Genomic DNA, 21,575 nt, shown 5'->3' with positions numbered 1-21,575 from the left:
CACGGTCAAGGCGCCGCGATTTTCCTCGCGGCGGTATTCGCAAATAACGTCACGGCTTCGCGCGATCGCGCAACCAGGTCTCGCGCGTCACCTTCCACTTCTCCGCTCTGGATTCGCCATTGTGGTGCGGAAGCTCGACGAAGCCGACGAATTCGGCTCCGGTCTTCTGCTTGACCCGGCGCGAGCCGACGTTGGACGGCGCGTTGCAGACATGGAAGTGATCGAGGCCGAGCGCCAGGAAGGCGAAATCGTTCACCGCCGCGATCGCCTCGGTCATGAGGCCCTGATTCCAATACGGCTCAGCGAGCCAGAATCCGCGATTGCCCTTGCGGCCGTCGGCGCGCGGCCGGAAATTGATGTTGCCGATCGCCTCGCCATCGCGGGCACGCAACACCAGTGACCATTGATAGCTTTCCTCTCCGGCCGCGATCTTGTCGAGCTCGCGCCTGATAAAGCTTTCCGCGCCGTCGCCGGGATAAGGCCACGGCACCACCGTGGCGAGAGTCTTGATCACATTCCAATTGTTGAAGTGACTCTGGATCGCCGCGGCATCCGACAGCGCAAGCGGCCGCAGGATCAGGCGTGGCGTCTCGATGCGCGGGGTCTCGAACATTGTTACTTCTGGCACTTCGGGCACCAGAACGTCGAACGGCCGTTCTGGGTGAAGCGCCTGACAATACCTTCGCAGCCCGACGTACGGCACGTCTCGCCCTCGCGGTCATAGACCTGGAACGAATGCTGGAAATAGCCGAGATCGCCGTTGGTCAATCGATGGTCGCTGATCGAGGAGCCGCCGGCCTTGATCGCCTGGTTGAGCACCGAATGGATCGCGTCGACCAGCCGCCTAGCGTGGTCGGTCGGCTCGCCCCCGGCAACGCCCTTGCGTTGTCCGGACTTGGTCGCGAGCGTCGCGGCCAATCGCCGCGGCGACAGATGCGAACGAAACAGCGCCTCGCAGACATAGATGTTGCCAAGTCCCGCCACCACGCGCTGATCGAGCAGCGCGGCCTTCAGGCTGGTCTTCTTGTTGTGACAGGAGCGCGCCAGCATCGCCGCGTCGAACTCGTTGCCGAGCGGCTCGGGACCGAGCCCTTTCAGGAGCGGCTCATCCTCGATCGCGTTGCGCGCGATGATCTTCATATAGCCGAAGCGCCGCGGATCGTTGAAGACGACGGCCGCGCCCGACGACATGTGGAACACCACGTGATCATGCACGCGATCCTCGCTGCGCGGATGGTGGAATTGCCCCGGCGTCGCCGCGCCGTCCTGCTTCAGCACGCGGAACGAGCCCGACATGCCCAGATGCATCAGCAGCACGTCGCCGGAGTTCAGGTCCGCCATCAGATATTTGGCACGGCGGCCGAGCCCGGTGATGGTCCGGCCCTCCAGCCGGGCGATAAAGTCTTTTTGAAACGGAAACCGCAAATCCTTGCGGCGAGCCTCGGCCTTGAGGATCCTGGACCCCTCCATGGCCGGTTGCAGGCCGCGGCGGACGGTCTCGACTTCGGGTAATTCCGGCATGGCAGGCATTCACCTTTTGGAAGTGACGTGATAGCGCCATTGCGGCCGCCGCGCTATGGTTTGGCTGGAGCGTTTTTCGAGCGAAGCGGCTACCGGTTCGCGTGAAGAAAACGCGACCAAAAAGGGTAAGAGTTCTGAGTGATGGATCGGCCGGATCAAACCACCCATTTCGGCTTCAGGGATGTGCCCCTGGGCGAGAAGCAGACGCTGGTGAACGACGTGTTTCACAGCGTGGCGTCCCGCTACGACCTGATGAACGATCTGATGTCGGCGGGCCTGCACCGGGCCTGGAAGGACGTCATGATCACGATGCTCGATCCGCCGAAGGGCGACCGGCCGTTCGCGCTGCTCGACGTCGCTGGCGGCACCGGCGACATCGCGTTCCGGGCCGCCAAGACCGCGGGCGCGGGCTTTCATGCCACGGTCTGCGACATCAATGCCGACATGCTCGCCGTCGGCCGCGAGCGCGCCGCGAAGCAGCACCTCGATGACCGGGTGTCGTTCGTCGAGGGCAACGCCGAAACGCTGGGTTTTGCCGACCGCGCGTTCGACGCCTACACCATCGCATTCGGCATCCGTAACGTGCCGCAGATCGACCTCGCATTGCGCGAGGCCTATCGCGTGCTCAAGCCGGGCAGCCGCTTCCTGTGCCTGGAATTCTCCACCGTCGACGTGCCCGGCCTCGACAAGATCTACGATCTGTTTTCCTTCAAGGTGATCCCGCCGCTCGGCCGCGCCGTCACCGGTGACGCCGAGTCCTATCAATATCTCGTCGAGTCGATCCGCAAATTCCCGCGGCCGAACGCGTTCGCCGAGATGATCGGCGCCGCCGGCTTTGCCCGCGTGAAGTGGCAGAGCCTCTCCGGCGGCATCGTGGCGCTGCATTCGGGCTGGCGTTTGTGATCTCTGCACTGACCCACATCACGCGCCTCGCCCGCGCCGGTTTCGTGTTTGCGCGCGAGGGCGTGTTCGGCGTCGTCGATCCCGCGCTGGTGCCGCCGCCCGGGCAGCTCGCGCTGAAGCTGGCGCGGCTGATCGAGCGCCGCTCCGCCAAGTCAGGTCCGCGGTTGTCGCGCGCACTGACGCGGCTCGGACCGGCCTATCTCAAGCTCGGGCAATTCCTCGCCACCCGGCCCGACGTGGTCGGCGTGGCGATGGCGCGCGATCTCGAAGCCCTGCAGGACCGGCTGCCGCCGTTCGCGCAGGAAGCGGCCGAAACCGTCATCACGCAATCGCTGGAACGGCCGCTGCCGCAGGCCTTTGTGCATCTGGGCCCTGCGGTTGCCGCGGCCTCGATCGCGCAGGTGCATCGCGGCGAAATCGAGCGCGACGGGGTCCGGCATCAGGTTGCGGTCAAGGTGCTCCGGCCCAACGTCGCCGCGCGCTTCCGCCGCGACCTCAGCGACTTCTTCTTTGTCGCGCACAAGGCCGAGGCGCATTCCGCCGAGGCGCGGCGCTTGCGCCTGATCGAGGTCATCAACACGATGTCGCGCTCGGTCGCGATGGAGATGGATCTGCGGCTCGAGGCGGCCGCGCTGTCCGAGATGGCCGAGAACACCCGCGGCGATCCGGACTTCCGCGTCCCCGCGGTGGATTGGGATCGCACCGCGCACAGCGTGCTGACGATGGAGTGGATCGACGGCATCGCGCTGAACGATCACGTCCGGCTGGCGCAGGCCAAGGTCGATTTGCCCGATCTCGGCCGCAAGGTGATCCAGAGCTTCCTGCGCCACGCGCTGCGCGACGGCTTCTTCCATGCCGACATGCATCCCGGCAATTTGTTCCTCGACGAGGCCGGCCGGCTCGTTGCCGTGGATTTCGGCATCATGGGACGGCTCGGGCTGAAGGAGCGGCGCTTCCTGGCCGAGATCCTGCTCGGCTTCATCACCCGCGATTATCGCCGCGTCGCCGAGGTGCATTTCGAGGCCGGCTACGTGCCCGGCCACCATTCGGTGGAGAATTTCGCGCAGGCGATCCGCGCGATCGGCGAGCCGATCCACAACCGCACCGCCGAGGAAATCTCGATGGCGAAGCTGCTGACGCTTCTGCTCGAGGTCACCGGCCTGTTCGACATGCAGACGCGCCCCGAGCTGATCCTGCTGCAGAAGACCATGGTGGTGGTCGAGGGGGTGGCGCGCGGCTTCGACCCGAAGCTCGACATCTGGAAGATCGCCGACCCCGTGGTGCGCGAATGGATCACGCAGAATCTCGGCCCGGCCGGCCGCATCCAGGGCGCGATCTCAGGCGCGGGCGAGCTCGGCCGCATCCTCGCCAACTTGCCGTCGATCGCCAACCGCGCCGTCACGGTGCTCGAGCAGCTGGAGACCATGACGCTGGAGGGCCACATGCTGTCTTCGGACTCGATCGACGAAATGGCCCGCGCCGAGGCCCGCAAGGCGCGGGTGCAGACCGTCGGCCTCTGGGTCATTGCGATCGCCTCCATCGCGATCTTTTTCGCGATCCGGGCACACTGATTGCAATGCATGCACCATGTGATAGCATCGCTATCATATTTATTTGAGCATGATGCCTGAGGGCACGCCATGGCCAGCCTGACCATCCGCAAACTCGACGACACGCTGAAGGCCTATCTGCGGCTGCGCTCCGCCAGGAACGGCCGCTCGGTCGAGGAGGAGGTCCGGGTGATCCTCCGGGACCTCGCAGACGGCGGTACGGAGCCCTCCGAGGCGCCCGGCCCAGGTTCCGCGACAGTGGCAGCCCCTGCTCCACGGGCCGCCAGCGTGGCCGGCGAGCCGCGCGTCACCCTGATCATCGGCGGGGGGATTGCGGCCTACAAGGCGCTGGATCTGATCCGGCGACTCAAGGAACGGCACATCCAGGTCCGCTGCGTGCTGACCAGGGCGGCCCAGCAATTCGTCACCCCGCTCGCCGCCAGCGCGCTGTCGCATGAGCGCGTCTACACCGACCTGTTCGACGCCGAGAGTGAGTTCGACGCCGGCCATATCCGCCTGGCGCGGGACTGCGACCTGATCGTGGTGGCGCCGGCGACCGCCGACCTGATGGCCAAGATGGCGCAGGGCCATGCCGACGACCTCGCCACCGCCACCTTGCTGGCGGCCAACCGGCCGATCCTGCTGGCGCCGGCGATGAACCCGCTGATGTGGAACAATCCGGCCACCCGCCGCAACGTGCTGCAGCTCCGCCGCGACGGCGTCCACACCGTCGGCCCCAATGCGGGCGAGATGGCGGAAGCCGGCGAGGCCGGCGTCGGCCGGATGGCCGAGCCGACCGAGATCGCCGCCGCCGCCGACCGCATGCTGCGCCCGCCGCAGCCACGTCCGCTAGCCGGCAAGCGGGTGCTGATCACCGCGGGCCCGACCCATGAGGCGATCGATCCGGTCCGCTACATCGCCAACCGCTCGTCCGGCAAGCAGGGCTTTGCCATCGCCGCCGCCGCGCGCGCCGCCGGCGCCGAGGTGGTGCTGGTGACCGGCCCGGTCGAGCTCGACGACCCCCAGGGCATTTCGGTCATGCGCGTGGAGTCCGCGCGCGACATGCTGCACCGGGTCGAGGCGGCGCTGCCGGTCGACGTCGCGATCTTCGCCGCCGCGGTCGCCGACTGGCGGGTCGCCACCGAGGGCAGCCAGAAGCTGAAGAAGACCGCGGCCGGCATGCCGCCGCTGCAGCTGGTCGAGAACCCCGACATCCTCGCGACAATTTCCAAGCTGAAGGAGCAGCGGCCGCCGCTGGTGATTGGGTTCGCCGCCGAGACCGAGCATCTGATCGAGAACGCCAAGGCGAAGTTCGCGCGCAAGGGCTGCGACTGGATCGTCGCCAACGACGTCTCGCCGGCAACCGGGGTGATGGGCGGCGACCGCAACACCGTTCACCTGCTCTCGCGCGAGGGCAAGGACGTCACCGTCGACTCCTGGCCTGTCATGACCAAGGAGGAAGTCGCGACCGCGCTGGTGTCGCGCATCGCAAGAGCGTTTTCGAGCGAAGTGGTCACCGGTTCGCGTCAAGAAAACGCGACCAAACAAAAGGATTAGAGCATGATCCGATTCAATCGGATCATGCTCTAGAGCCGTAGGAACCGCATCGTGAGCGCCACCATCAAGGTCGAAGTCCATCAACTGCCGCACGGCGCCGATCTCCTGCTGCCGATCTATCAGACCGCCGACGCGGCCGGGCTCGACCTGCTCGCGGCGGTGCCGCAGTCGGCGCCGCTGCTGCTGCTCCCGGGCCGCTACGAGATGGTTCCGACCGGACTGACGATCGCGCTGCCGCCGGGCTACGAGGCGCAGGTGCGGCCGCGCTCCGGCCTTGCCGCCAAATACGGCGTCACGGTGCTGAACTCGCCCGGCACGATCGACGCCGACTATCGCGGCGAGATCAACGTGCTGCTGATCAACCACGGCCACGAGGTGTTCTCGATCCGGCGCGGCGAGCGCATCGCGCAGATGGTGATCGCGCCGGTCACACGGGCCGAGCTGGTTCCGGTCGACGTGCTGCCGGCGACCGGGCGCGGCAGCGGCGGCTTCGGCTCGACCGGACGCTAGTGCGCGACGACTTCACTCGAGCGGCGGCGCCACTTCACCTCGCCCCGCGTGCGGGGAGAGGTCGGAACGCATCGTCAGATGCGTTCCGGGTGAGGGGGAGTCTCCGCGAACGCAGCTATCACCGGATATGCGGAGACGGCCCCTCACCCCAACCCTCTCCCCGTAAGAACGCGTAAGAACGGGGAGAGGGAGCCAAGCGCCTTCGCATCGGAGAAGTGTGCGGACGAGCTCGGGAAGATCACGCTTCGTGCGCGCTCTCCGCACCAATACGGAGTCAATTCGCGTAAAATCCGCCCCACCCGGCGGCATTTTTTCACAGGGGATTCTGCGTTCACGGTCTGGACTCTTACTCGCCGAGTCCCGTTGGGACTATTCTGTCTTGATTCGAGCGCGACGGGGGGTCTTCGTCGGGCTGACTGGTCCTGCTTGGGCATGATCGGCGGACAAACGTCGTACGTTTGCCGTGAGGGAACACCGGTCTCCTCTTTTCCGGATCATGCCTTAAGGTTTGTGCGTTCTGGGGCAACATATGTCGGGCGTAGTCGCGGCAATGCGTCGAACCCTGCTGTCATGCACCTCACTGGCGCGCGACGGCATGATTGGGCTCGCCATCACCGCATTGCTGCCAGCCCGCACCGCGTTTGCCGCCGAGAGCCCGGTCGCCCAGGCGATGTCGGATCATTTCGGCTTCAATCACCAGGAGGTCGCGGTCCTCGCGACGTCGCTTGCGCTGGTCGGCTTCTCGGCCGTCGCCGCGATCCTCTTGATGCGCACCCGGGTCCGCGCGACGAGGAACGAGGAGCAGCTGCAGTCCGAGATCACCGACCTGCAGGCGCAATCGGACCGGCTGCGCGCGCTGCTGTTCGTCGAGCCGCAGGTCCTGATCTCCTGGGCCGCCGGCGACAACCGGCCGCAGATCTCGGGCGACATCTCGCTGGTGATGTCGCAGGAAGGCTCGCCGCAGCGCGTCCTCGCCTTCGGAACCTGGCTGCCGCCCGAGCCGGCGCTGCAGATGGATCACGCCGTCGACGCGCTGCGCGAGAAGGGCGAGGCGTTCCTGCTCAACCTCTCGACCTCGGCCGGCCGCGCCATCGAGGCGATGGGCCGCGCGATCGGCGGCCAGGCCATCGTGCGGATCCGCGAGCTCGGCGGCCTGCGCCGCGAGCTCGCCGAGTCCAACCTGCGCTACAAGGCGCTGCAGGAGGAAACCGAGCTGCTGCGCGATTTCGCCGCCGCCGCGCCATGGCCGATCTGGGCCAAGAGCCTCGAGGGCAATCTGCGCTATGCCAACGCGGCCTATGTCCGCGCTACCGAAGGCAAGAGCGTGTCGGATGCGCTGCAGCGCAATCTCGAACTGCTCGAAAGCGACCAGCGCGGCGAATTGACCCGCGCGCTGAACGACAATGCCAATTATGCCGCGCGGCTGCCGATCGTCGTCAGCGGCGAGCGGCGGATCTACGACGTGCAGGCGCTCAAGCTCTCCGGCGGCAGCGCCGGCATCGCGATCGACGCCAGCGAAGCTGCGGCGTTGCGCGCGGCGATCGCGCGGATGGTCGAAGCGCACCGGCGTACCCTCGACCAATTGTCGTCGGGCGTCGCGGTGTTCGATGCCGACCGGCGGCTCACCTTCTACAACGAGTCCTATCGGCGGCTGTGGGGCCTCGATCAGGCCTTCCTCGACGGCAACCCCGACGATTCCAGCGTGCTGGACCGGCTGCGCGCCAACCGCAAGCTGCCCGAGCAGCCGGATTTCCGCGCCTGGAAGGCCAAGCTGCACGAAGCCTATCGCGCGGTCGAATCCGAGACCTATACCTGGTTCCTGCCCGACGGCCGCGCCATCAGCGTGGTCACCACGCCGAACCTCGAGGGCGGCGTCACCTATCTGTTCGACAACGTCACCGAGAGCCTCGACCTCGCCCGCCGCTACGACCGCCTGACGCGGGTGCAGCGCGAGACCCTGGACAATCTCGGCGAAGCGGTCGCGGTGTTCGGCAGCAACGGCCGCGCGGAACTGTTCAACCCGCCCTTCGCCAAGATGTGGAAGCTGCCGGCCGACGCGCTGCAGGGCGAGCCGCATATCGAGGCGGTGGAAGCACTGTGCCGGCCGCTGTTCGACGACGCCCTGACCTGGCGGACGCTGCGCGAGCAGATCACCGCGATCGAGAACCGCGCCCAGGTCGCGCTCAAGCTCGAGCGCAAGGACGGCAGCGTGCTGAATTGCATGACCATCCCGCTGCCCGACGGCAAGACCCTGCTCGCCTTCCAGGACATCACCGACACCGAAAATGTTGAGCGGGCGCTGCGCGAGCGCAACGAGGCGCTGGAAGCCGCCGACCAGATGAAGGTGGATTTCGTCCACCACGTCTCCTACGAGCTGCGCGCACCGCTCACCACCATCATCGGCTTCGCGCATTTCCTCAGCGATCCCTCGACCGGACCGCTGACGCCGAAGCAGGCCGAATATCTCGACTACGTCACCAAATCGACCAACGCGCTGCTGGCGCTCACCAACAACATTCTCGATCTCGCCACCATCGACGCCGGCGCGATGAAGCTCGAGCTCGGTCCGGTCAATATCGGCCAGGCGATCGAAGCCGCCGCCGAAGGCATCCAGGATCGCCTCGCGACCGACCGCATCACCCTCAAGGTCGATATCGAGCCCGACATCGGCGCCTTTGTCGGCGACGAGCGGCGCGTGGTGCAGGTGCTGTATAATCTGCTCGCCAACGCGGTCGGCTTCTCGCCGCACGACGCCACCGTCACGATCAGCGCGCACCGCACCGAGCACAGCGTGGTGTTTGCGGTGACCGATGCCGGTCCCGGCATTCCGGCGGAGATGCGCGACAAGGTGTTCAACTGGTTCGAGAGCCATTCGCACGGCTCGCGGCACCGCGGCGCGGGCCTTGGCCTGTCGCTGGTCCGCTCCTTCGTCGAACTCCATGGCGGACGGGTGCGCGTCGATTCGACCGTAGGCCGCGGCACGACCGTGACCTGCGACTTCCCGATCGACCAGACCGCACACCGCAACGCTGCTGAATGACGGCGACCTCGACATTCTCGGTGGCGCTCGCGAACGAGACCGCGACAGCAGAGCTGATGGCCGACCTCGCGCTGCTGATCGGCGCCGGCGACGTCATCACGCTGTCCGGCGACCTCGGCGCCGGCAAGACCACGGCCGCGCGCGCGTTGATCCGTTACCTCGCCGCCGACGACGCGCTGGAGGTGCCGAGCCCGACCTTCACGCTGGCGCAGAGCTACGAGCTGCCGTCGTTTCCGCTCGTCCATGCCGACCTCTACCGCATCAACGACGCCGGCGAGCTCGAGGAGATCGGGCTGTCGCCGCTGCCCGACGACATCGTGGCGCTGATCGAGTGGCCGGAGCGCGCGCCCGACGCGATGCCCGCCGACCGCATCGATATCGCGTTCAGCCATCGCCCGGCGCTCGGATCGGCGGCACGCGCGGCCGAGATCACCGGCCATGGCAAGGGTGCGGCGAAGGTCGCGCGGCTCAACGAGCTGCGCCAGTTCCTCGACCGCGCGGGCTTTCTCAATGCCCGGCGCGAACGCATGCCGGGCGATGCCTCGACGCGCTCCTATGCGCGGCTGCGCAACGACGACGGCACCGTCATCCTGATGAACTCGCCGCGCCGTCCCGACGGCCCGGCGATCTACAGCGGCCAGTCCTACAGCGCAGCGGTGCATCTCGCCGAAGACGTCAGGCCGTTCGTCGCGATCGGAAACGGCCTGCGCAAGCATGGTTTCTCGGCGCCCGCGATCCGTCACATCGATCTCGGATCCGGCTTCCTCATCACCGAGGATTTCGGCGCCGAGGGCGTCATCGAGGGCGACCCACCGCAGCCGATCGCCGAGCGTTACGAGGCCGCCGTCGACATGCTGGCGGCGCTGCACCGCGAGGTGCTGCCGGAGCAATTGCCGCTGACGTCGGACGAGAGCTACGACATCCCGGTGTTCGACATCGACGCCTGGCTGATCGAGATCGGGCTGATGCTGGAATGGTACCTGCCAGACCGCGGCGCGCAGCCGAGCGAGGAGCTTCGCGCCGAATTTCTCGGGATGTGGCGCGGCCTGCTGGAGAAGCCCGCAGCCGCACCGCAGACCTGGGTGATCCGCGACTTCCATTCGCCGAACATCATCTGGCTTGCCGAACGCACCGGCATCCTGCGCGTCGGCGTCATCGATTTCCAGGACGCGCTGCTCGGCCCCGCGGCCTATGACGTGGTGTCGCTGCTGCAGGATGCCCGGATCGATGTGCCCGAGCAGCTCGAGCTGTCGCTCTTGACCCGCTACATCAAGGCGCGGCGCGCGACCGATGAAAGCTTCGATCCGGCCGGCTTCGCCGAGCTCTATGCGATCATGTCGGCGCAGCGCAACACCCGCCTGCTCGGCACCTTTGCGCGACTCAACCGCCGCGACGGCAAGCCGCAATATCTCAAGCACCAGCCGCGGATCTGGACCTATCTCGAGCGGTCGCTGGCTCACCCCGCGCTGACCAGCTTCCGCATCTGGTACAAAGCCAACGTCCCTCCTCCAGTACCGTAGTTTACGGGTTATTAGCCTCGCCTCCCCTAAGGTTGCGGAGCCCGCACCTGATCCATGGCGCGGCCGGATCTGGAGCGGGACCACACGATGGGGACGGAACGACGCAAGGGCGATCGTGTCACGTTTGAGCGCGGCATAGCAGCGCACATGATGGGCATCGACGGCACCTGGCGGCGCGACTGCACCATGGAAGACGTGTCGGAGACGGGCGCCAAGCTCTCCGTCGACGGCTCGGTCGAGGGCCTGAACCTGAAGGAGTTCTTTCTGCTGCTGTCGTCCACAGGATTGGCCTATCGCCGCTGCGAGCTGGCATGGGTCAATGGCGACCAGATCGGCGTCAACTTTCTCAAACAAGGCGACAAGAAGAAGAAAACCGCCAGACGCGGCACGCAAGCTGCCGACGTCTAGGCCAGGGTCGTCATTGCCGTCTTACGGCCGTCATGTCTCGTGACTATGGCGTCTGATTGATGTGCTTGCCGAATCGCCGTGATATGATCGGCGCATGAGAGATGATGACCGAGAATATCCGCAAGATGCCCGTCACTCCCCATAAAGCCATGGTGCTCGCTGCGGGCCTCGGCGTGCGCATGCGCCCCCTGACCAACACGATGCCGAAGCCGCTGGTCAGCGTCGCCGGCCAGCCGCTGCTCGACCATGTGCTCGACAAGCTCTCCGGCGCCGGCGTCAGCGAAGCGGTCGTGAACGTGCACTATTTGCCCGACCAGATCATCGAGCACGTCAAGCCCCGCAGCCGTCCGCGCGTGATCATCTCCGACGAGCGCGACCAGGTGCTCGGCACCGGCGGCGCGGTGGTGAAGGCGCTGCCGCTGCTCGGCGATGCGCCGTTCTATCATCTGAACGCGGACACGATGTGGATCGACGGCGTGCGCTCCAATCTGGCGCGGCTCGCGGAAACCTTCGATCCCGCGCGGATGGATATCCTGCTGCTGATGGCGCCGACCGCTACGAGCATCGGCTATGGCGGGCGCGGCGACTATTCGATGTTGCCGGATGGCGCGTTGCGCAAGCGGCGCGAGCACCAGGTGGTGCCGTTCGTCTATGCCGGCGCCGCGATCATGTCGCCTGCGCTGTTCGCCGACGCGCCGGCCGGCGAGTTCTCGCTGACCAAGATGTTCGACCGCGCCAACGAGCAGGAGCGGCTGTTCGGCCTGCGCCTCGACGGCGTCTGGATGCATGTCGGCACTCCGGACGCGATCCAGGCTGCGGAAGAAGCTTACCTGGAAAGCGTCGCGTAGGCGGCGCCTTCGTCAGCCATCGGCGTCGATCGCGAGCACCGCGAAGCTCGCAAGCCAGTGTTCACCCATATAGTCGCTGGCGATATGCGGCAGGCCGGCGTCGAGATGCCGGCGCGCGGCATCCTGCAGGATCGGACGGCGCGCATCGGCCGCCGGCAACGCACCGGCCAGCGCCCGCCAGCACCATGCGCGGCTGAGATTGAGCCCGTCGAGATGTGCCAGCTTGCCATCCGAGCGATCGGTGACCGTGGCGGGCCGGAACAGGGTTGCGGGTTCGCGCAGCTCGAGCCGCGGCAGGAAGCGGTCGAACCAGGGCAGGAAGTCACCCGGTGCCAGCAGCCGGCGCATGCACTCCGCTTCGATCAGCGCGGACGACTGGAAGTCATCACCGCTCGGCTCACCCCAGGCGGGGCAGTCCTGATCGGCGCCGTACCAGCGCAGCGCTGTGTCGCGCAACAGCGCACTGAGCGCATCGTCCTGTGTCACCGCGGCGTAGTCGGCTGCCATGCGCAGTCCGAACGCGGTGTTGAAATGGGTGCCGACCCGCACCGGATAGGTGGCGAGCGGCAGGAAATCGCGGTAGCGCTGCGCGAAGATCTCGGCGAGCGGAGCGATCCGATCGCGCCAGTTGGTGTTCTCGACGAGCGAGAGCTCTGCGGCGAGCTTCAACAGCCAGCCCCAGCCGTAAGGCCGCTTGAAGCCGCGCGCGGTCGGGGCGGCGAGATAGCTGCATTCGGCCGCGATCTTCTCCGCAACGAACTGCGCGTCGAACAGCGCGCGGATATCGTCCGCCGCCTCGGATGAGGGATAGCGGCGCAGCAACCGGGCAAGCATCCAGTAGCTGTGGACGCAGGAATGCCAGTCGTAGCTGCCGAAGAACACCGGATGCAGCTCGCGCGGCGTGCGCGCATCCTGCGGCCCCGCCAGCACGTGATCGGGCTTGTTCGGATATTCGCGCGTGACATGGCCGAGCGCGATGCGCGCGAAACGGACGGCGAGGTCTTCGGTCAGGATCGTCGCGCTCATGGTGAGGCATTCTCCTTGCGCTCGCGGCGAACAAGCATCTCGATCAGCCGCGGCGTCATATAGATCGGAAACTGCGTGGCGGCGAAGAACAACGCCGTCATCGGCGACACCGCAGCGCCCATCGCCGACCAGACCAGTCCGACATTGCGGTTGCCGAGAACGAGGCCGCTGGTCAGCCGTGCAGCCAGATTGCCCGGCGTGAGCAGCGCGCCACACAATTGCAGGGCAAGATTGCAGGCGAAGGCAAGGCCGACGCAGGTGAACGCGGCGGCCGGTTGCGCTTCGATCTGAGCACGCACCCCGGCCATGGTGGCGATCGCGAACAGCAGCAGCGAGGCCAGCACGAGCGCGTCGATGATGCGCGCATGCTGCACCAATCGTGCAGCGGCCTGACGGCGCAACAGCAACGCCAACGCGCCGGCGCCGCCAACCAGGAGGGCCAGCCGCGTCGCAAGCGCCAGCGGATCGAGCGCGAGACCGGCAAATCCCGCGGCGATCAGCGGCACGGTAACCGGCGCCAGCGCCATCGACAGCAGCGTCACGGCAAGCGGAATGGTCGCATCGAAGCCGAGCATGCGCGCGACGGCCGCCGTGCCGCTCGACGGTGGCGCACACACCGACAGCACCAATGCGACGATCAGCTCGGGTCGAAAGCCGGCGCCGCGCGCGGCAAGGCCGACTGCAAGCGGGCTCGCCAGCATGGCCAGCGCCGGCAACAGCAGCCAGACCAGCGGCCGCCGCAACGCGCGCCGGAACGCCGTGCCGTCGACCTGGAGGAAGGTGCCTAGCACCAGAACGAAGATCGCCGCCGCCATCAGCGGGCGGGCGCCGTCCGCCAAGGCGGGGAAAGCCAATCCTGCCAGCACGCCGATGATCAGCAGTGTCGGCCCGCTTGGCACCAGCCTCGCAAATCTCGCCAAATTCCTGGGTCCCGTCGTCATGTCCGACCAACGAGCATAAGCCGGGGCAAATCATTGTTGAAATCGATTATTCTTATAAGCATTATTGCTACGATGAATTTATCCGCCGTCGATCTCAACCTGCTGGTCGCCTTCGAAGCGCTGATGGAGGAGCGCCACGTCACCCGGGCGGCCGAGCGCATCGGGCTCGCCCAGCCGTCCATGAGCAGCGCGTTGCGAAGGCTGCGTGCGCTGTTTGCGGACGAACTGTTCCTGCGTGCCGGCGCGGGCATGCAGCCGACCGAAAAGGCGCTGGCGCTGGCCGGGCCGATCGGCGACGCGCTGCGGCAAATCCGGAGCGCGCTGGTGCCCGATCAGGGCTTCGATCCGGCGATCGCGCGACGGCGCATCACCATCGCCGCGACCGACTACGGCGATCTCGTCGTGGTGCCGGAATTGACCCGGCTGCTGCGCATCGAAGCGCCCGGCATTGACCTTGCGGTGCGCCCGCTCACCGATGCGACGGTGGCGCTGGCGAAGCTGGAGCGCGGCGAGCTCGATGCCCTGATCGGCGGGCACCTGCCGGACTCGCCGCGCTGTGTCCGGCACCGGCTGTTCGAGGAACGCTTCGTCTGCGTCCGCGATGCACGCGCGAACCGATCGGAGCGCCTGGATCTGAAAGATTACGCGACCCTGCCGCACGCGCTGTTCTCGGCGGCCGGCGGCGACGGCCTGCCGAGCGTGATCGACGCGCTGCTGGTGCGCCATGGACTGAAGCGACGGGTGGCGGTGACGCTTGCGCATGTGGTGGCCGTTCCGTTCGCCGTGGCCGGCACCGATCTCATCGCCACGATGGCCGAGCGCGTCGCCCGGCGCTTCACGCATCTGGCCGACATTGCCGTCGTCGCACCGCCGATCGACATCCCCGCCTTCGCGATCGACCTGATCCATACGAGCCGCGCTGCCCGGGATCCGGCGCTGCGCTGGTTCCTGGATGCCGCCGATCGCTGCGCCGGCCGATTGCGATATTGAGCGGTGACGGTTCTCCGTCAGGGGTGGCTAACGACGGCCGCCGCTCCCTATATTGGCGCCGGATTCGAATCAGGCAGCCCATGCGCGTCTTCAGTGTTCCCGTTTCTGCGCCGTTCCTGCGCGCCGTCATCTCGGCGCTGGTCGATGGCCGGCTGGTCGCGGGATTCGAGGCGCAGAGCGATCCGGCAAGGCTCGCCAACGCCACGCTGTATCTGCCGACCCGCCGTGCCGGGCGGCTGGCGCGGGAAATCTTCCTCGATGTGCTCGAGTCGGACGCCGCCGTGCTGCCGCGCATCGTCGCGCTTGGCGACATCGATGAGGACGAACTCGCCTTCGCCGACCAAAGCGAGGACGTCGGCGGCGCCGCGCCGCTGGAGATTCCGCCAAGGCTGGGCGAGCTCGAGCGCCGGCTGACGCTGGCGCATCTGGTCGCCGCCTGGGCGAAGACGCCGGTATCGGCGCCGCTGGTGGTCGGCGGGCCGGCCTCGACGCTGCAACTCGCCGGCGATCTGGCGCGGCTGATGGACGACATGGTGACGCGCCGCGTCGACTGGCGCGCGCTCGACCGCCTGGTGCCGGACCAGCTCGACAAATACTGGCAGCACTCGCTCGACTTCCTGCGCATCGCGCGCGACGCCTGGCCCAGCTACCTCAAGGAGATCGGCCGGATCGAACCCGCCGCGCGCCGCGATCTGCTGATCGAGGCGGAGGCGGCGCGGCTGACCGCGCACCACGCGGGCCCGGTGATCGCGGCCGGTTCGACCGGCTCGATGCCGGCGACGGCGAAATTCCTGCACGCGGTGGCGAAGCTGCCGAACGGTGCCGTGGTGCTGCCCGGGCTCGACACCGATCTCGACGAGGACTCCTGGGACACGATCGGCGGCGACCGCGGCGACGACGGCAGGTTCGTAACGCCGCCCTCGTCGAACCATCCGCAATTCGCGATGCACGCCTTGCTCGACCGCTTCGGCATCAAGCGCCGCGACGTCGAGAGCCTTGCCGAGCCGGCGCCGCTCGGCCGCGAGGTGCTGGTGTCGGAGACGATGCGTCCCTCGACCGCGACCGCGCAGTGGCACGACCGGCTGGAACGGCCGGAGATCGTGGCGCGGATTTCCGCCGGGATGACCAACCTCACCGTGGTCGAGGCGCCCAATCCGGAAATGGAGGCGCTGGCGATCGCGGTTGCGATGCGCGAGGCGCGGCATCTCGGCAAATCGGCCGCGCTGGTGACGCCGGATCGCGCGCTGGCGCGCCGCGTGATGGCGTCGCTGACGCGCTGGAAGCTCGAGTTCGACGATTCCGGCGGCGATGCGCTGATCGAGACGCCGGCCGGCGTGTTCGCCCGCCTGACCGCGGAGGCGGCGGCCAAGGGGCTGGAGCCGCCGACGCTGCTCGCGCTGCTCAAGCATCCGCTGTTCCGGCTCGGCGGTTCGCGCGGCGCGCTGCGGCGCGCGATCGAGGTACTGGAGATCGCGCTGCTCCGCGGCACGCGGCCGCAAGCCGGGACCGGCGGCCTCGCCCGCGACTTCGCGCGCTTCCGCGCCGAGCTGGTCAAACTGCACGGCGGCGAGACCTCGTCGCTGCACGCCATGGAGCCGCGCGCCCGGCTGCGTGACAACGAGCTCAACCGGGCGCAGGACCTGATCGCCAGATTGCAGGCGGCGCTGGCGCCGCTCGAAGGCATGGCGTCGTCAAAACCCCATGATTTCGCGGAGCTGGCCGCGCGCCACCGCGAGGCCCTGATCGCGCTGTCCGGCGACCAGAACGGCGTTGCCGTCGTGTTCGAGGAGCGCGCCGGTGCGTCGCTGGCGTCTGCGTTCGACGAGCTGCTCGCCAAGCAGCAGCCGAGCGGGCTGATGACGCCGCTCGCCGATTATCCCGAGGTGTTCCAGACCGCGTTCGCCGACCGCATGGTGCGGCGGCCGGAATCGGCGCGCGCGCAGCTCAACATCTTCGGCCAGCTCGAAGCACGTCTCACCGAATCCGATCGCGTCATCCTCGGCGGCCTGGTCGAGGGCGTCTGGCCGCCGGCGCCGCGGATCGATCCGTGGCTGAGCCGGCCGATGCGGCATGAGCTCGGGCTCGATCTTCCCGAGCGCCGCATCGGGCTTTCCGCGCACGACTTTGCGCAGCTGCTCGGCCATCACGAGGTGATCCTCACCCACGCCGCAAAGGTCGGCGGCGCGCCGGCGGTCGCCTCGCGCTTCCTGCACCGGCTCGAAGCGGTCGCGGGCGAGGCGCGCTGGAAGGCCGCGACATCGGCCGGCAAAACTTACGTGAAATATGCCGCCGAGCTCGACCGGCCCGACAAGGTCGAGCCGATCCCGCAGCCGGAGCCGCGGCCGCCGCGCGAGGCACGTCCGCTGAAGATGTCTGTCACCGCGATCGAGGACTGGCTGCGCGATCCCTACACGATCTATGCGCGCTACATCCTGCGGCTCGATCCGCTCGACCCCGTCGACATGCCGTTGTCGGCGGCCGATCGCGGCTCGGCGATCCACGAGGCGCTCGGCGAGTTCACGCAGGTCTATGCCGACGCGCTGCCTGCCAACACCCTGCTCACGTTGCGCGAGATCGGGGCCAAATATTTTGCGCCGCTGATGGAGCGGCCCGAGGCGCGAGCGCTGTGGTGGCCGCGCTTCCAGCGCATCGCAACATGGTTTGCCGAATGGGAGCAGGCCCGGCGCGGCCAGATCGAGGCCATCAAGGCCGAGATCCGCGGCGAGATCGGCATCCCGCTCGACGATGCCAGGACCTTCACGCTCTCGGCGCGCGCCGACCGCATCGAGCGGCGCGATGACGGCAGCTTTGCGATCCTCGACTACAAGACCGGCCAGCCGCCGACCGGCAAGCAGGTGCGCATGGGCCTGTCGCCGCAGCTCACCCTGGAAGCCGCGATCCTGCGCGAGGGCGGCTTTGTCGACATCCCGGCCGACTCCTCGGTCGGCGACCTCGTCTATGTCAGGCTGAGCGGCAACAATCCGCCGGGAGAGCAGCGTTCGCTGGAGCTGAAGATCAAGACCAACGACACGCCGCAGCCGCCCGATGAGGCCGCCGACAGCGCGCGGCGCAAGCTCGAGGCCCTGATCCGCGCCTTCGACGACGAGCAGCAGGCCTACACCTCGCTGAACCTCTCGATGTGGGCGAACCGCTACGGCGCCTATGACGACCTCGCACGCATCAAGGAATGGTCCGCCGCCGGCGGCCTGGGGATCGAGGAATGGTGAAGGCGCCCCGTCCGATTCCGCCCGCCGTGCGCGACGCGCAGGCGCGCGCGTCCGATCCGAAAGCGTCGACCTTCGTGTCGGCCAACGCCGGCTCGGGCAAGACCCATGTGCTGGTGCAGCGCGTCATCCGCCTGCTGCTGTCGGGAGTGCCGCCGGAAAAGATCCTCTGCATCACCTTCACCAAGGCGGCTGCCGCGAACATGGCCGAGCGCGTGTTCACGACGCTCGGCCATTGGGTGACGCTCGACGACGCCGGGCTCGACGCCGCGATCCGCGAGGCCGGCATTGCCCATCCTTCCGCCACGTTGCGGCGCGAGGCGCGCAAACTGTTTGCCTGCGCGCTGGAGACCCCCGGCGGCTTGAAGGTGCAGACCATCCACGCGCTGTGCACCCGCCTGCTGCAGCAGTTTCCGTTCGAGGCCAACGTGCCGGCGCGCTTTGCCGTGCTCGACGACCGCGACCAGAACGAGATGATGGAGCGCGCCAATCTCGCGGTGTTCCTCGAAGCCTCGCGGATTCCCGACAGTCCGATCGGCCGCGCGCTGCGGACGGCGATGGCAAATGCCGCCGACGTCACTTTCAAGGAGGTGGTCCGCGAGGCCTGCCTCAGCCGCGACCATTTCATGGCCTGGACCGATGCCGCCGGCAACGCCGCGGCCGCCGCAGCGCAGATGTCGGCCGCGCTCGGCGTCTCCGCCGATGATCGCATCGAGGAGGTCGAGCGCGAGATCGTCGACGGGCCGAACCTGCCGCGCGCGAGCTGGAAGGAGATGGCGACGCTGCTCGATACCAGCAGCAAGGCGGATCAGAAGCAGGCCGAACGGCTGCGGAGCGCGCTGACCTTCACCGGTGCAGCGCAGGTCGACGAATATCTCGGCGTCTTCCTGACCGATGAACGCGCCCCGCGCGCGTCTGTCGTCACCAACAGTTTCATCAAGAAGAATGCGGTCGCGGGCCGTCGGTTCGAGGCGGAGATCGACCGTCTCGGTCCGTTGATCGAGCGCCGCCGCGCCGTGGTCGCGCGCGACCGCACCGAGGCGCTGATCCACATCGCGACCGCGGCCGCCGCGCACTACCGGCGCGAGAAGGTGGAACGCGGCCTGCTCGACTATGACGATCTGATCGACAAGACGCTGGCGATGCTCGACCGCGTCTCGTCGGGCTGGGTGCATTACAAGCTCGACCGCGGCGTCGATCACGTGCTGATCGACGAGGCGCAGGATACGAGCCCGCGGCAATGGGACATCGTCGCGCACATCATCTCGGAATTCACCTCCGGCGCCGGCGCGCGCGACGGCCTGGTGCGCACCGTGTTCGCGGTCGGCGACGAGAAGCAGTCGATCTTCTCGTTCCAGGGCGCGGCGCCGCGCGAATTCGACCTGCGCCGGCGCGAGCTGAAGCGGCGGTTCGAGGAAGCCGGGCTGAAATTCGACCCGGTGTCATTCACCTATTCGTTCCGCTCGGGGCCGGTGATCCTGCATTCGGTCGACCATGTGTTCCGCGAGCAGGAGATCTTCCGCAGCATTCATGCGATCGAGAACGGCTACCCGATCCACAACGCGATGGCCGATGCCGGCCCCAGCCAGATCGAGCTCTGGGATCTCGCCGTGGCCGACGATCGCCAGGATATCGAGGGCTGGCGCGCGCCGTTCGACGGCGTGTCGGTGACCAGCCCCGAGGTGAAACTGGCGCGTCGCATCCAGGCCGAGATCAAGGGCCTCGTTGCCAGCGGCACCATGACCGGCAGCACCGGCGGACGGCGGCCGCTCAGCTACGGCGACATGCTGATCCTGGTGCGGCGGCGCGGCAACGCCTTCGACGCGGTGATCCAGGCGCTGAAGCACGCGGGCATCCCGGTCGCCGGCGCCGACCGGCTGAAGCTGACCGAGCACATCGCGATCATCGACCTGATGAACCTCGCCGATGCGCTGTTGCTGCCGCAGGACGATCTCGCGCTGGCGGTGGCGTTGAAGAGCCCGCTGTTCGGCCTAGACGACGACGATCTATTCAAGCTGGCGTACCAGCGTCGCGGCTCGCTGCGCGAGGCACTGGCCGCGCAGGCACCCACCGATGAGCAATTTTCGGCCGCGCTGCGCCGTCTCGAACAATGCGAGCGCCGCTTCACCCAGGAGACGCCGTTCGCGTTCTACGCCTGGCTGCTCGGCGGCGATGGCGGGCGGGCGCGCATCCTGCGCCGGCTCGGCCATGAGGCGAACGACGCGCTCGACGAGTTCCTCGAGCTTGCGCTGAGCTACGAGCGCAAGGCGCCGGCCTCGCTGCAGGGCTTTGTCGCCTGGCTGCGCGCCGCCGACACCGAAGTGAAGCGCGACATGGAGATTTCGCGCGACGAGGTCCGCGTCATGACCGTGCACGGCGCCAAGGGCCTCGAAGCGTCGGTGGTGTTCCTGGTCGACACCACGACCTCGCCGTCGGACACGCAGCGGCTGCGGCTGATCCATCTGCCGCAGGGCAACGCCGCGCCGAACGCGCCCGGCGTCGTGGTGTGGGCCGGCAAGAAGGCCGAGGATCCGCCCGGCGTCGCCGAGGCGCGCAAGGCGATGCTCGGCGACACCGAGGACGAGTATCGCCGCCTGCTCTATGTCGCGATGACCCGCGCCGCCGACCGGCTGATCGTCGGCGGCTGCATGCCCGGCAACATGAACACGGTGCGGAAATCGTCCTGGTACGATCTGATCACCAAGGGGCTCGCCAATTCCGGGCTCAAGCTCGAGGAGCTGGAGACGCCAGGCGGCAAGGTGATGCGCTATTCGCGGCCGGATGACGTCGCCGATCTCACCGGTGCGACTGCGTCGGCGGCCGCGGTGCCGATCGCATTGCCGTCCTGGCTGCGGGCTCCGGCCGTACCGGAAGCATCGGCGGCGAGCATGCTGCGTCCGTCCGATCCGGCTGATGACGACAGCCATCCGATCCGAACCGGCGAATCGGTGCAGCTGCGCGCCCGCGCCCTGCAACGCGGCACGCTGGTGCACCGGCTGCTGCAGTCGCTGCCCGACGTCGCCCTCGAGCGGCGGCGCGCCGCCGCGCTCGGCTACCTCGCGCGCAATGCCGACGGCTGGAACGAACAGGAGCAGGTCGCGCTCGCCGATCAGGTGCTCGGCCTGATCGCCGATCCGCGCTTTGCCGCCGTGTTCGCGCCCGGCAGCCGCGCCGAGGTCTCGATCGTCGGGCGGCTGGAGCGGCCGGGCCAGCCGAAGGCGCTGGTGTCGGGCCAGATCGACCGCCTGGTGGTGACGCCGACCGACGTCCTGATCGTCGATTTCAAGACCAACCACGCTCCGCCCAGGACGGCAGCCGAGGCGCCCAGGGGCTACGTCCGGCAGCTCGCGCTGTACCGCGCGGTGCTCGCCAGGCTTTATCCCCAGCTGCCGGTGCGGGCCGCCCTGCTCTGGACCGAAACGACTGAAATCATGGAGATTTCCGCCCCCGCGCTGGACGCCGCCCTGGCATAAGTTCATGTCGGCGTGAGCAAGCTTGACCCGGCAAGGGGGCGTTCATAGGTTTGACCCATGCTCC

At 67.8% G+C, this 21,575-nt stretch carries 15 protein-coding genes; 11 read left to right on the top strand and 4 right to left on the bottom strand.

The window, feature by feature from the left end; translation table 11 throughout:
• Positions 1-49 precede the first annotated feature (49 nt).
• On the bottom strand, positions 50-613 hold the full coding sequence (locus Q2M23_RS35605; protein WP_253638175.1) for a GNAT family N-acetyltransferase: 564 nt from the start codon (positions 611-613) through the stop codon (positions 50-52).
• Between the two features lie 2 nt (positions 614-615).
• The gene (gene mutM / locus Q2M23_RS35600) at positions 616-1,521 is read right to left on the bottom strand and encodes a bifunctional DNA-formamidopyrimidine glycosylase/DNA-(apurinic or apyrimidinic site) lyase (protein WP_057020428.1); all 906 of its coding nucleotides are present in this window, start codon (positions 1,519-1,521) and stop codon (positions 616-618) included.
• A gap of 141 nt (positions 1,522-1,662) precedes the next feature.
• Between mutM and ubiE the strand changes: the two genes are divergently transcribed.
• The 8 genes from ubiE to Q2M23_RS35560 all read left to right on the top strand — a co-directional run bounded on the left by ubiE (position 1,663) and on the right by Q2M23_RS35560 (position 11,857).
• Entirely contained in the window at positions 1,663-2,424 is a 762-nt protein-coding gene (ubiE, locus tag Q2M23_RS35595) for a bifunctional demethylmenaquinone methyltransferase/2-methoxy-6-polyprenyl-1,4-benzoquinol methylase UbiE (RefSeq protein WP_057020427.1), read from the top strand.
• Positions 2,421-3,995: a 2-polyprenylphenol 6-hydroxylase gene (ubiB, locus tag Q2M23_RS35590; protein ID WP_076833825.1), complete on the top strand. Its 1,575-nt coding sequence runs from the start codon at positions 2,421-2,423 to the stop codon at positions 3,993-3,995. Before ubiE ends, ubiB begins: the two co-directional genes overlap by 4 nt.
• Before the next feature lie 69 nt (positions 3,996-4,064).
• The gene (gene coaBC, locus Q2M23_RS35585; RefSeq protein WP_076833822.1) at positions 4,065-5,531 is read left to right on the top strand and encodes a bifunctional phosphopantothenoylcysteine decarboxylase/phosphopantothenate--cysteine ligase CoaBC; all 1,467 of its coding nucleotides are present in this window, start codon (positions 4,065-4,067) and stop codon (positions 5,529-5,531) included.
• Positions 5,532-5,582: 51 nt separating this feature from the next.
• Positions 5,583-6,041, top strand: coding sequence for a dUTP diphosphatase (gene dut, locus Q2M23_RS35580; protein ID WP_076833820.1), 459 nt, complete (start codon positions 5,583-5,585; stop codon positions 6,039-6,041).
• Between the two features lie 529 nt (positions 6,042-6,570).
• Positions 6,571-9,081 carry a sensor histidine kinase gene (locus tag Q2M23_RS35575; RefSeq protein ID WP_057020424.1) on the top strand — a complete coding sequence of 837 codons (2,511 nt, stop codon included), beginning with the start codon at positions 6,571-6,573 and terminating at the stop codon, positions 9,079-9,081.
• Positions 9,078-10,601: a tRNA (adenosine(37)-N6)-threonylcarbamoyltransferase complex ATPase subunit type 1 TsaE gene (gene tsaE, locus Q2M23_RS35570; RefSeq protein ID WP_229192685.1), complete on the top strand. Its 1,524-nt coding sequence runs from the start codon at positions 9,078-9,080 to the stop codon at positions 10,599-10,601. The genes Q2M23_RS35575 and tsaE overlap by 4 nt, the downstream gene beginning before the upstream one ends.
• Positions 10,602-10,688: 87 nt before the next feature.
• Positions 10,689-11,009, top strand: a complete 321-nt coding sequence (locus tag Q2M23_RS35565; RefSeq protein WP_028337556.1) for a PilZ domain-containing protein — start codon at positions 10,689-10,691, stop codon at positions 11,007-11,009.
• A gap of 125 nt (positions 11,010-11,134) precedes the next feature.
• Entirely contained in the window at positions 11,135-11,857 is a 723-nt protein-coding gene (locus tag Q2M23_RS35560) for a nucleotidyltransferase family protein (protein ID WP_316398523.1), read from the top strand.
• Positions 11,858-11,869: 12 nt separating this feature from the next.
• On the opposite strand, the gene Q2M23_RS35555 is transcribed toward Q2M23_RS35560, so the two are convergent.
• Entirely contained in the window at positions 11,870-12,883 is a 1,014-nt protein-coding gene (locus Q2M23_RS35555; RefSeq protein WP_229192687.1) for a DUF2891 domain-containing protein, read from the bottom strand.
• The gene (locus Q2M23_RS35550; RefSeq protein ID WP_316398518.1) at positions 12,880-13,803 is read right to left on the bottom strand and encodes a hypothetical protein; all 924 of its coding nucleotides are present in this window, start codon (positions 13,801-13,803) and stop codon (positions 12,880-12,882) included. The genes Q2M23_RS35555 and Q2M23_RS35550 overlap by 4 nt, the downstream gene beginning before the upstream one ends.
• A 93-nt stretch (positions 13,804-13,896) precedes the next feature.
• Between Q2M23_RS35550 and Q2M23_RS35545 the strand changes: the two genes are divergently transcribed.
• From Q2M23_RS35545 to addA, 3 genes are all read left to right on the top strand, one after another.
• Positions 13,897-14,814, top strand: coding sequence for a LysR family transcriptional regulator (locus Q2M23_RS35545; RefSeq protein ID WP_316398517.1), 918 nt, complete (start codon positions 13,897-13,899; stop codon positions 14,812-14,814).
• Positions 14,815-14,894: 80 nt separating this feature from the next.
• Positions 14,895-18,041 (top strand): double-strand break repair protein AddB, encoded by a 3,147-nt coding sequence (gene addB, locus Q2M23_RS35540; RefSeq protein ID WP_316398516.1) that lies wholly within the window; start codon positions 14,895-14,897, stop codon positions 18,039-18,041.
• On the top strand, positions 18,035-21,511 hold the full coding sequence (addA, locus tag Q2M23_RS35535) for a double-strand break repair helicase AddA (protein WP_316398515.1): 3,477 nt from the start codon (positions 18,035-18,037) through the stop codon (positions 21,509-21,511). The genes addB and addA overlap by 7 nt, the downstream gene beginning before the upstream one ends.
• Positions 21,512-21,575: the final 64 nt, after the last annotated feature.

This window comes from Bradyrhizobium sp. 33ap4, assembly GCF_032654765.1.
Lineage (GTDB): Bacteria > Pseudomonadota > Alphaproteobacteria > Rhizobiales > Xanthobacteraceae > Bradyrhizobium > Bradyrhizobium australafricanum.
This window is presented reverse-complemented; position numbering and strand designations above follow the sequence as displayed.

Coding starts and splice junctions, on each gene's coding strand:
- Q2M23_RS35605 (WP_253638175.1), bottom strand. CDS start 613: ATGTTCGAGACCCCGCGCATCGAGACGCCACGCCTGATCCTGCGGCCG.
- mutM (WP_057020428.1), bottom strand. CDS start 1,521: ATGCCGGAATTACCCGAAGTCGAGACCGTCCGCCGCGGCCTGCAACCG.
- ubiE (WP_057020427.1), top strand. CDS start 1,663: ATGGATCGGCCGGATCAAACCACCCATTTCGGCTTCAGGGATGTGCCC.
- coaBC (WP_076833822.1), top strand. CDS start 4,065: ATGGCCAGCCTGACCATCCGCAAACTCGACGACACGCTGAAGGCCTAT.
- Q2M23_RS35575 (WP_057020424.1), top strand. CDS start 6,571: ATGTCGGGCGTAGTCGCGGCAATGCGTCGAACCCTGCTGTCATGCACC.
- tsaE (WP_229192685.1), top strand. CDS start 9,078: ATGACGGCGACCTCGACATTCTCGGTGGCGCTCGCGAACGAGACCGCG.
- Q2M23_RS35565 (WP_028337556.1), top strand. CDS start 10,689: ATGGGGACGGAACGACGCAAGGGCGATCGTGTCACGTTTGAGCGCGGC.
- Q2M23_RS35560 (WP_316398523.1), top strand. CDS start 11,135: ATGCCCGTCACTCCCCATAAAGCCATGGTGCTCGCTGCGGGCCTCGGC.
- Q2M23_RS35555 (WP_229192687.1), bottom strand. CDS start 12,883: ATGAGCGCGACGATCCTGACCGAAGACCTCGCCGTCCGTTTCGCGCGC.
- Q2M23_RS35545 (WP_316398517.1), top strand. CDS start 13,897: ATGAATTTATCCGCCGTCGATCTCAACCTGCTGGTCGCCTTCGAAGCG.
- addB (WP_316398516.1), top strand. CDS start 14,895: ATGCGCGTCTTCAGTGTTCCCGTTTCTGCGCCGTTCCTGCGCGCCGTC.
- addA (WP_316398515.1), top strand. CDS start 18,035: ATGGTGAAGGCGCCCCGTCCGATTCCGCCCGCCGTGCGCGACGCGCAG.